At 42.6% G+C, this 9,467-nt stretch carries 10 protein-coding genes and 1 pseudogene; 8 read left to right on the top strand and 3 right to left on the bottom strand.

Features of this window, described 5'->3' with window-relative positions:
* Positions 1-55: 55 nt before the first annotated feature.
* Positions 56-892 (bottom strand): ISNCY family transposase, encoded by an 837-nt coding sequence (locus J2S00_RS19560; protein WP_307343928.1) that lies wholly within the window; start codon positions 890-892, stop codon positions 56-58.
* A gap of 186 nt (positions 893-1,078) precedes the next feature.
* On the opposite strand from J2S00_RS19560, the gene J2S00_RS19555 reads away from it, so the two are divergent.
* The 3 genes and pseudogenes from J2S00_RS19555 to J2S00_RS19545 all read left to right on the top strand — a co-directional run.
* On the top strand, positions 1,079-1,540 hold the full coding sequence (locus J2S00_RS19555) for a MarR family winged helix-turn-helix transcriptional regulator (protein WP_307343925.1): 462 nt from the start codon (positions 1,079-1,081) through the stop codon (positions 1,538-1,540).
* Complete coding sequence (locus J2S00_RS19550; RefSeq protein WP_307343923.1) at positions 1,537-4,644, top strand: efflux RND transporter permease subunit; 3,108 nt, start codon at positions 1,537-1,539, stop codon at positions 4,642-4,644. The genes J2S00_RS19555 and J2S00_RS19550 overlap by 4 nt, the downstream gene beginning before the upstream one ends.
* 387 nt (positions 4,645-5,031) lie before the next feature.
* Positions 5,032-5,277 (top strand): annotated as a pseudogene (locus J2S00_RS19545) (transposase); the annotation flags it as partial.
* Between the two features lie 456 nt (positions 5,278-5,733).
* Here the strand turns inward: J2S00_RS19545 and J2S00_RS19540 are convergent.
* On the bottom strand, positions 5,734-6,366 hold the full coding sequence (locus tag J2S00_RS19540; RefSeq protein ID WP_307343918.1) for an NAD(P)-dependent oxidoreductase: 633 nt from the start codon (positions 6,364-6,366) through the stop codon (positions 5,734-5,736).
* Positions 6,367-6,669: 303 nt separating this feature from the next.
* On the opposite strand from J2S00_RS19540, the gene J2S00_RS19535 reads away from it, so the two are divergent.
* Positions 6,670-6,816, top strand: a complete 147-nt coding sequence (locus J2S00_RS19535; protein WP_307343937.1) for an Rrf2 family transcriptional regulator — start codon at positions 6,670-6,672, stop codon at positions 6,814-6,816.
* Here J2S00_RS19535 and J2S00_RS19530 read toward each other — a convergent pair.
* A complete protein-coding gene (locus J2S00_RS19530) occupies positions 6,754-6,933 on the bottom strand; it encodes a helix-turn-helix domain-containing protein (protein WP_307343934.1) in 180 nt (59 codons plus the stop codon). The genes J2S00_RS19535 and J2S00_RS19530 overlap by 63 nt on opposite strands.
* Before the next feature lie 35 nt (positions 6,934-6,968).
* Here J2S00_RS19530 and J2S00_RS19525 point away from each other — a divergent pair, with 35 nt between their 5' ends.
* The 4 genes from J2S00_RS19525 (at position 6,969) to J2S00_RS19510 (ending at position 8,635) form a co-directional block, all read left to right on the top strand.
* Entirely contained in the window at positions 6,969-7,511 is a 543-nt protein-coding gene (locus J2S00_RS19525; protein WP_307343931.1) for a magnesium chelatase subunit ChlI family protein, read from the top strand.
* 38 nt (positions 7,512-7,549) lie between these two features.
* On the top strand, positions 7,550-7,759 hold the full coding sequence (locus J2S00_RS19520) for a hypothetical protein (protein WP_307343915.1): 210 nt from the start codon (positions 7,550-7,552) through the stop codon (positions 7,757-7,759).
* Positions 7,760-7,987: 228 nt separating this feature from the next.
* Positions 7,988-8,182, top strand: coding sequence for a hypothetical protein (locus tag J2S00_RS19515; RefSeq protein WP_307343912.1), 195 nt, complete (start codon positions 7,988-7,990; stop codon positions 8,180-8,182).
* Between the two features lie 51 nt (positions 8,183-8,233).
* Positions 8,234-8,635, top strand: coding sequence for a hypothetical protein (locus tag J2S00_RS19510; protein ID WP_307343908.1), 402 nt, complete (start codon positions 8,234-8,236; stop codon positions 8,633-8,635).
* Positions 8,636-9,467: the final 832 nt, after the last annotated feature.

The raw sequence follows: 9,467 nt of genomic DNA, 5'->3' as shown, positions 1-9,467 counted from the left end.
TAACCATAGATTTTCTCTCCTCTCGGAGAGAATGTCGGCATGTGGTGGGGAATTTTTAACTGATTATATTGAGGAGTTTAACATTTATTTTTACAATCCAGCGGTCCTGGAGTGTTTCAAACAGCCGTTCTATCCGTCCCTTGGCTTGTGGGGTATGGGCCTGGATGTGTTCAATGCCAAGATCTCTCAGTGCTTGGCCAAATTGCGACAATGGCTTGGACTCCCCTGCCAGTTCTTGCTCAATAGTGAGCTTGTCATGAGGGGAACGGAAGATCATGTGCCGATCGGAATAGATACTCATTGGGATGCCCTCCCGTTCAATCATTTGCCGGGTTAAGAGGAAATATCCTTCAGTGTCCTCCTGTGGACGGAAAACAGCGGCCACAATTCTTCCTGTGGCATCATCAATAGCGGCCAAAAGACACATGGTTCTGCCCGATCCTCCAGCCAACGATAAAAACTGCCATCCATCTGAACCAGCATGCCGGCCTGGGGTTTCCTTTTTCGCGGGCGATGGACCTTTGAAGCGGCGTTTGCGCTTGGCTTTGATCCGGGCCGCAAGGCGTATGCGACGCACGGTAGAAGAGCTAACCTCTATCCCTTCATATTTGACCAGTAATTCAGCAAAATGAACATCATTACAGTTTTTGTATCCTTCACTTTGGTGAAGTTCTAGAATCCTTTGGCGGACTTCATCATCCAAGGCATGAGCCGGTTTGCGCCCTTTGTTTTTGTGTATGACCCCAGTTTCTCCCTCCTCAAGTATGCGTTTTTTCAGGCGGCAAACCTGGCGATAGCTTAAATTCAACAGTTCAGCAGCTTCACTCCCTGTTATTAGACCATCAATCCACCGACTAACTACCTTGTAACGCATCAGTTCTTTTTTGCTCATTGTAATCTTCTCCTGTCCCATAGTGACATTTTCACAGACGCGTTACAATATGACATATCACAGACGAACAACACAAGCGCGATGATGAACTTGACAAAAAGAATTAAGGGCATTACACTGTAGTCAGTTGTGAATTTATTTCACGCATTTAAATATTAACCTGTTTAAGTTTAGAGGAGGGAATGTATGCATAGAGAAGAGTTAGCAATGTACATTGGCCGTTTGGAACGGTCGTTCTATACCATTATGCGCATGCTTGGGCCTGAATTATCCGAACATCTAGAGGAAGGCTTGACAGGCGATCAATATTTTTTATTGACAATCCTCCAAAACAAAGGACGCATGACCTCATCAGAGCTAGCTAGAGAATTTCGAGTAAGACCCAGTGCGATTACGGCAATGGTTGACCGCATGATAAAAAATGAAATTGTGACAAGAGAAAGGGATGGAAGAGATCGGCGTGTCGTTTATATCAAAATGACCGAAAAGGGACAAAGGGTTCTCGAGAAGTCTCTTCGCAAGCGAAACGAAATCATGGAAAAATATTTGTCTCAGTTAGAACGTTCTGAACTGGAGAGTTTAGTTAAGGTGTATGAAAAATTAGCAACTATTATTGTTAAAGCTAAGGCGGAGGGAGAACAATCATGAAATTGCCCAAGTTTGCAGTTAAAAATCCTGTAACAACCATCATGATGATGTGTTTAGTCCTGTTATTAGGGTTTGTCTCATTGACCGGATTAAAGCTGGACCTAATGCCAAATATGAATCCACCTGTCGTTGCTGTGATGACTACTTACTCTGGTGCTGGACCTGAAGAAGTGGCAGAAATGGTCACAAAACCCATTGAAGATATCGTGGGAACCAGTCCAGGTCTCCAACGGATGCAATCTCGGAGCAGTTCCAATTCTTCCCTTGTTATTGCCCAATATGACTGGGGCATGGACATGTCAGAGGTAAGGGAAGATTTAAATTCCAGGTTAGGTTTGCTCCAACTCCCAGATGGTGTAGAGCGGCCAATGATTGTAAAATTCGACCCAACCATGATGCCCATTATTCAGGTTGCGGTATCAAATGGTCAAGAAATAGAATCTGTCCAAGAAGTAGTCAACGAGGTGGTTGTGCCACAGCTTCAAAGTATAAATGGTGTCGCCAATGTCAGCGTATCTGGTGGTTTTGATGAAGAAATTGTGGTCAATCTGGATGAGGAAAGTTTAAAGCGGTATAACCTTACACAAGCTGAAGTTGTTCAACTGATCCAAGGAAACAATTTAACCTTCCCAGGAGGCATTGTTGAAGAAGAAAATGAAAAATTAAATCTTCGTGTCTTTGGTAAAGTCGAGTCCATTAATGCTTTAAAGCAATTGCCAGTTAGCATTGTTTCATCTGGACCAGAAATCGAAGTGATCACATTAGAAGACATTGCAGAAGTTAAATTGGCGAAAAAAGATACAACTTCAATTGCAAGGAATAATGGAAGAGAAAGTTTGTTAATCAGTATTCAAAAGGAAGGGACTGCCAATACTGCCGAAGTATCAAAAAATGTAAAAGAACGTTTGGAAGAGATTCAGAACAAGCATAGTGACCTGCGTTTTACCGTATCAAGTGACCAAGGCGATGTCATTGAAAAGGCAGTATCAAACGTTTCCCTTGCACTTTTATTTGGTGGAATTTTTGCGGTGGCGGTCATACTTGGTTTTTTACGCTCAGTGAAATCCACATTAATTGTTGGCATTGCGATTCCATTTTCAGTGATATCAACTTTTGTTTTAATGTACTTTTCAGGCATGACGCTTAATATCATGTCTCTTGGTGGATTAGCATTAGGTGTTGGTATGCTTGTCGATAATGCCATTGTTGTTATCGAAAATATTTATCGTCACCTAACAAAAGAAAAAACGCGTAAAGAAGCAGCCATAGACGGGGCAACGGAAGTCAGTGGTGCTGTCACAGCATCTATGTTAACCACTCTCTCCGTCTTTCTTCCTGTCGTATTTATTGGCGGAATGGTTGGAGATTTATTTAAAGAATTAGCATTAACAGTTACATTTGCGTTATTATCATCTTGGGCTGTTGCCCTAACCGTTGTTCCGGTACTGGCAGCACTGCTTTTAAAACCCGATAAAGTGAAGAAAACAAAAGAAAACCAATTCTATAAGAGCATTATTAATTGGGCTTTAGACCACCGTATGGTTACTTTACTTATTGCCACGATGATATTAGTCGGTTCATTGGCTTTAGTGCCTAAATTGGATACTGAATTAATGCCGACTCAGGATGAAGGGATGTTCTCCATTGATGTAGAGCTTCCAGAGGGTGCAACTTTTGAACAGACATTAGAAGTGGTCAAAGAAATTGAGATGGAAGCTCTTCGACATCCTGATATTGATGTCGTGACGGTTACCATTGGAAATGATGACCCCCTGATGGCTTCTGTACTTGGTAGCGGAGAAAATAGAGCGACAATCATGGTCAGACTTGTGGATTCTGAAGAACGTAGTCGTTCAACAGAACGGGTGATGAGTGACCTTGAATCAAAATTAGGATCAGTAAAACATAACCCCAATATGACCTTTAACCTAAGCAACTCGCTGGAGGCCATGAGCGGTGCACCAAATGCTGTTGAAATTTTGCTATTGGGTCCCGATGGAGAACAGCTTAAAGCATACACAGAAGAACTTGAGAAACGATTAAATGACATGAGTGAAATTAGTACCGTGACGAATAGTATTGAGACAGGAAAGCCTGAGTATCAATTTATCGTCGATAAAGAAAAAGCATTTAAATATGGATTAACAACCTATCAAGTGGCGTCATTTGTGAATGAATCGTTACAAGGGAAAATAGCAGGAACGATATTTGATACCGAGGTCAGAGTACAACTGCAAGACGTATCAAATTCTAAAGAAGCAATTGAAAATTTAATGATGCCTACTCCTTCGGGTCAAGAGGTAGCATTAAAAGAATTAGGTGAAGTTGTAAGAGGAGAAGGTCCAGTTACCATTGTACGAGAGGACCAGCAAGATTCCATCATCATCAATGCCAAGTTTGAGGGCGAGGCATTTGGAACAGTTGCAAGCAAAGTTCAATCAGAAATAAAAAGTATGATTGATGACCTTGATATTGATACGGAATTATATACCATCAAAATGACCGGTGGGGCTGAAATAATGGATGAGTCCTTTGACTCCTTGTTTTTAGCCATGATTTTAGCCATTGTCTTCGTTTATATGGTCATGGCTAGTCAATTTGAATCATTAGTGCAACCCTTTATTATCATGTTTACACTGCCACTTGCAATTACAGGTGTCATTTTAGCATTTCTTGCCACAGGGTATTCCTTCGGGATTACCGCCTTTATCGGGATTATTATTCTTGTAGGGATTGTGGTCAACAACGCCATTGTCTTTATTGATTACACCAACCAATTAAGGCAAAGAGGTCTGCCAGTAAGAGAAGCGTTAGTTGAAGCCGGTCTGACGAGATTACGCCCGATTATCATGACAGCTCTGACAACGATGCTAGGTTTACTTCCGCTGGCAATTGGCGCAGGTGAAGGTGCAGAAATTCAAGCGCCGATGGCCATTGCCGTGATTGGAGGTTTGTTTAGTTCAACACTCTTAACCCTTGTGGTCATCCCTGTTATATATAGTTTAGTTGAAAGCTTGAAGGGGTTCCGTAAGAAATGGAAGCTAGCGATGGAGAAATTCAATGAGGCTGAACAAGAAATGACAGATGGACCCATCGAAAAATAAATGATCGAGGTACGGAAGGTTGAGGAGTTTTCTTTGTTGGGCGGCCACAGAAGAACTGGAACAAACGCAAAACCCTGTGGTCCCCAGCACGTTCCCAGTAGAGATGCAAAATCAACAAGTGGCTTAACAACGGAACATTAAAACTCCAGTCGGTTAAAATGATAAATGGCTGTCCCATGTGGGGAAAAAAGGACAGCCATTCTTTTTGTTTAGTGATGAACCGATGCTGGCTATGTTGAAACGGGAATGAAGGCGATGTTCCTTTTATTAGGGTCTGCTGAACAAAAGGAAATGTGAGTAATACCAAGGATTTTGAGTATTTTTTGTCGAATATAAGTGCAAGGAAATCTTGAAATTCCTTTAAACTTGCACTTGGAGGTTACCCGTTTGTATCAGATGACCGAAAACCAACTTGTTTTGCCAGACGATTTTTTCTTGCCTTTTGGTGGGAAATTGAATAAAGAAAACCGGTGGGTGATCCTGGCCAACCTCATTCCGTGGTGGAAAGCAGAGGAAAAGACTCAATCGTTTAAGAAATCTTTCAAAGGACAAAAAGCCGTTTCTGTTCGTGTTGCACTTGGCTCTCTAATCATCCAACAACGCCTGGGGCTAAGCAACCGTGAAACGGTACAAACAAATCACTTTACAGACTCATAGGCAGAAGCCTGTTTGAGACATTAAACCTTGAAATGATCTCATCAGGCTCGGCAAAATAAAGTAAATCTGCCGCACACGTTAAGAAGGACCTCGATCACGTAACGAGTCACGTTAAACCGATCCGCGACTTAAATTCTATATCGTGTTGAACATTCACTTCTAGTAAATTTGACGAAAAGATCGTATATTTGTTGTGCATCTTGTCATTCCTCGAGTTGGATTGGTCGCACAACCATCTTATGGAGTGTACAAATGTTTTTCAATTTTTCACTCTAAATCTTGTTAAGCACTATGTTTGGTGTAGATCCTTAAAATCTCCCTGACTTTAAAATTGAATATAATAGCCACAAAAACATGAGTGTCAAATTAGTCTCTTGACATCATACCGCTGCTCTTTTTATATATGCGATCAATTTACATCATTAATAAGTGCTAGTTGCTGATTGCAGGTGACTTTCTTATATATTCTCCAGATTCTACTTGATCCAGCATAAATTTGGCAACACTCGATCTTGATATTTTCACATTGACATTGCCATGTCCGTAATAACCGACTTTTACCGGTTTAACGCCATCATCGTTCAAAAAGCCAACACGCACAAGGGTCCAGTCTAAATTTGACGAACGAATAAGTTTTCCCATTCGAATAATTTCTTGATAGGCACTGTTTGCGATTATTCTGATCAGTAATACCAGAATGCTGTACGTTAAATCAAAGCGATCCTGTGGATCCTTCACACTTCCGGTGGAAAGTGCGACAAGCCGTTTGGTTCCAACTTTATTCATCGATTCAATTATATTTTGAATACCATCGCTCAATTCGGTGTCCTTCAATCTTCCTTTTGGTCCTAAAACACTGATTACCGCATCCACCCCTGTTACAGCTTGTTCGATTTTTTGTTGGTCAGTCAGTTTTCCCTCGATGATTGTCAATCTCTCGTGGGTATGATCATGCAACTTTTTCGGGTTTCTGGCATAAGCAATAACCTCGTGTCCCCTATCAAGTGCCTGTTTGATTAACTCAATTCCTAAAGGACCGGATGATCCAAATACGGTTATTTTCATCTCCTTAAACCTCCTTTTTATATGTGCTTATAAAAGGCACATTTATACCAAAATAAGAACGCAGACATAATTGCAACTTATTTAAGTACATTATAATTGGTCAGTCATTGTTTGATAAGTCTCTTGCTGAAGAGATCATGAAATATTCGACTCGTTCCATGACATCGGTAATCGTATAATGCCGTAAATGATCAATCATTCGCTGTTCGGCTTCATAGAGAATTTTATCTAATTCCACGTCCAGTTGTTCACCGGCTTCGCCACAGTTAACAGTAAAATCACGTTCTGGAGATCCCGGACTGACTGTTAGCGAGTGCGGGTATCGTTGAGTCAAAAGGCGGCCGAGAGGGAGGGTATATATTACGAAAACCAGCAGATCAGATTACATTAGGTGAGTCTCCTTCCTACATAGACGTAATCGAATATTGGTTTTGCAGCAGCAACCTTTAGACCGGTTTTACTTTCATAAACATTTCTTTCTATATTTGCAACACCTTGTGGAGTCATCCCAGCCAGCTTGGCCAATTCATGAATATACAGATTTTTCTCCAACCGAGCTTTTCTAATATGAATACCGGGAGTATCTTCATCCTGATAAAGAAATTGCTTTTCAAGAAGCGTATTTTCCCGTTTTACAATGTCGTTACCATAGGTTTGAACTACACGCTTGTCCTTGCGGCTATTATGGCTATGAGACTGAGAAGCATCCCTGCACTTGTACAGCTAATGAAATCGAGCGCTACAGGGCCAAACTGTCCGGTCCGATTATGGATCGCATTGATCTGCAGGTGGACGTGCCATTGTTAAGTTATGATGAGATTGTTTGTACAGCTACGCCACATAATGACCATTACAGTACATCAAATATTCGCCAGCGGGTTGAACAAGCTTTGTTGTTCAAACAGGAGCGCACCAAAAATGACAAGCCGAACGGATTGCTAACCGTTCAAGAGGTAAAAGCAACTTGTCAATTAACCAAAGAGGCGGAAGACTTTATGCGGGAGATTTTTGAGCATCTCCAGTTAAGCATGCGGGGATACCACAAGATTTTGAAGGTAGCCCGCACCATTGCCGATCTGAACGGGCATGACTTGATAGAAGAAGAGGATATTGCCGAGGCGGTTGGTTATAGGCTTGGGAAGTAGGGATTTAATGGATGACCAGTCAGTGAGGGAAAAACGAAGTGATAATTGGTGGTTTATTACGGGTGTTGCTGTTTCAAGGTTGGTGGGAGCGAGGCCAATCACGGGAGATAGAGATTCCGAAGGAGCATTACCATATGCTGTACGCCGTCGCCAACATTGGCGGCATGCAGCTAAAAAGCCTGTTTGGTTTCTACAACAAGAAGAAAATCAAGAGCCTGTCACAGTTACAATTTGCTGATGTGTCATGATTTCTTTCAAGGAGACAAGCCTACCCCGATCTACACCCTGGGTACAAACCATTCATGCCTTTCATCTTCCACCTAACTATTGGCTCAGTTGGCAGACAGAAGACGTTTTAAAACGCATAGTCTTTTTTAAACTGTACAGCGTGTTTAGTGATTTTGAACCGTCCATTGTTCTTTCTCTTGATCTTGTTGGAGCCATAACAGGTCGGGGAGAAGCTGTATTACATCTATGTGGCCCGTGATGATGTGTATGATCTGATGCTGTATCTGAAATGGAACAAGAACCCGGAACAGAGAATCATTGTTGTCACGGAGAAACTGGAACATCTGTCTCCTTTGGATCCGTTTTTGTCCGACCTCAGGATACGGGCGACAACGGATGAGGATTTGATGAACGAAAAAGAGATTGACCAGATGTTTTTTTGAATGGGACAGCAGTGAACACGTTTGGGTTAAGAATGAGTCGATCTACCAAAAATGAGGGGTTGTCTATTTTCGTTCCACCCCCTTGTTTTTCTACATGCTATTGCCGCCCGGCAGGATTTCCGGCATCTGGACGTGCTCTTGGCCAAAGCCAATATCACGGAAACATTGGAATGGGAAGGGGAGAAATATACCATCATAGAGGCCATTGAGTTGGCCAAACAGATACGAAGTGAGATAGCCGAACTGAAAATCCTGGCCGGACGGAAAAAGGAAGAGGTCGACATGGGGTACGGAAGCACACCAATGGTTGTCCGTGCTCTGTATGATCCGGAGGAAATGAGGAAAAAAGCCATTGAGTTGGAGAAAAAGGTCACCAGACTCAGCCAGTTGATAGACAAGAAAAACTATCAGGTGGAGATAGAGTTTCCGGGAGCGGAAAACTATCTTAGCTGATGTGTTCAGCCTTGAGGGATGGTTTGACCATCCTTCACGGCTGGCCACAAGGCCAGCGGCCTGCGGACACGGAGCAATTAGATGGGCAAGCTAGATTTATTCAATAAGTGAACAAGTGGAGTATGACGGAACCGGATTACGGATCACGTTTCACGGTTTACGTTGTTACGCCAAGACGGACGGGAATATCGTTGGTATGTAAACAAGTCCCAATACGATTTGCTATCGTGTTTTGCAGGCTTCAACAAAAAGGTCGGTACTCCCGGCCTTAATTTTTTAGCCTGTCAACAGAACATATGTTCTTAAAATGGGGAGGTTAAAAAAGGGACTTCCTCCATCCACATTTTTCCTTGCCATTATTCTTTGTATGCTATACATAGAACATTTGTTTGAACCGGTGAACCCACAGGGAAGACCGGGTATGCGCATACCATCTATGCACTGTGAGCGGGGAACCGTCACGTGCAGATGCCACGATCGGGCGGAGGGCCGAGAAAACGGGCACTATGTGTCCGGCTCCGCACACCTGTTGGGTGAAAGCGGAGGGGAGTGGATGCTCCCGCAAAAGTGCGCTCGTGTTACAAGGGCACGTCCGTATGGGACGAACGACATTGTAAAAACAGGCCGAGTGTGCCCAGAAAAGGGTATGCTTGGCCTTTTTGTGTTTTGGTAAAAAGCGATCTGGAAAAATCCTGGGTCGCTTTCTTTGTTAAAAAATACCGCCAGCCCCTTGCCCAAGTTCGACAGTTTGAAACCTTTTTTGGACAAACAAAATTTACAAAATGCTTTTAAATCAAGGCAGATTCGGATGACTACCCAGAAAAATGGCGAG

It is taken from the genome of Caldalkalibacillus uzonensis (assembly GCF_030814135.1).
Taxonomy (GTDB): Bacteria; Bacillota; Bacilli; order Caldalkalibacillales; family Caldalkalibacillaceae; genus Caldalkalibacillus; species Caldalkalibacillus uzonensis.
The sequence above is the reverse complement of the archived record's forward strand: the minus strand, read 5'-3'. Positions and strand labels throughout refer to the sequence as shown.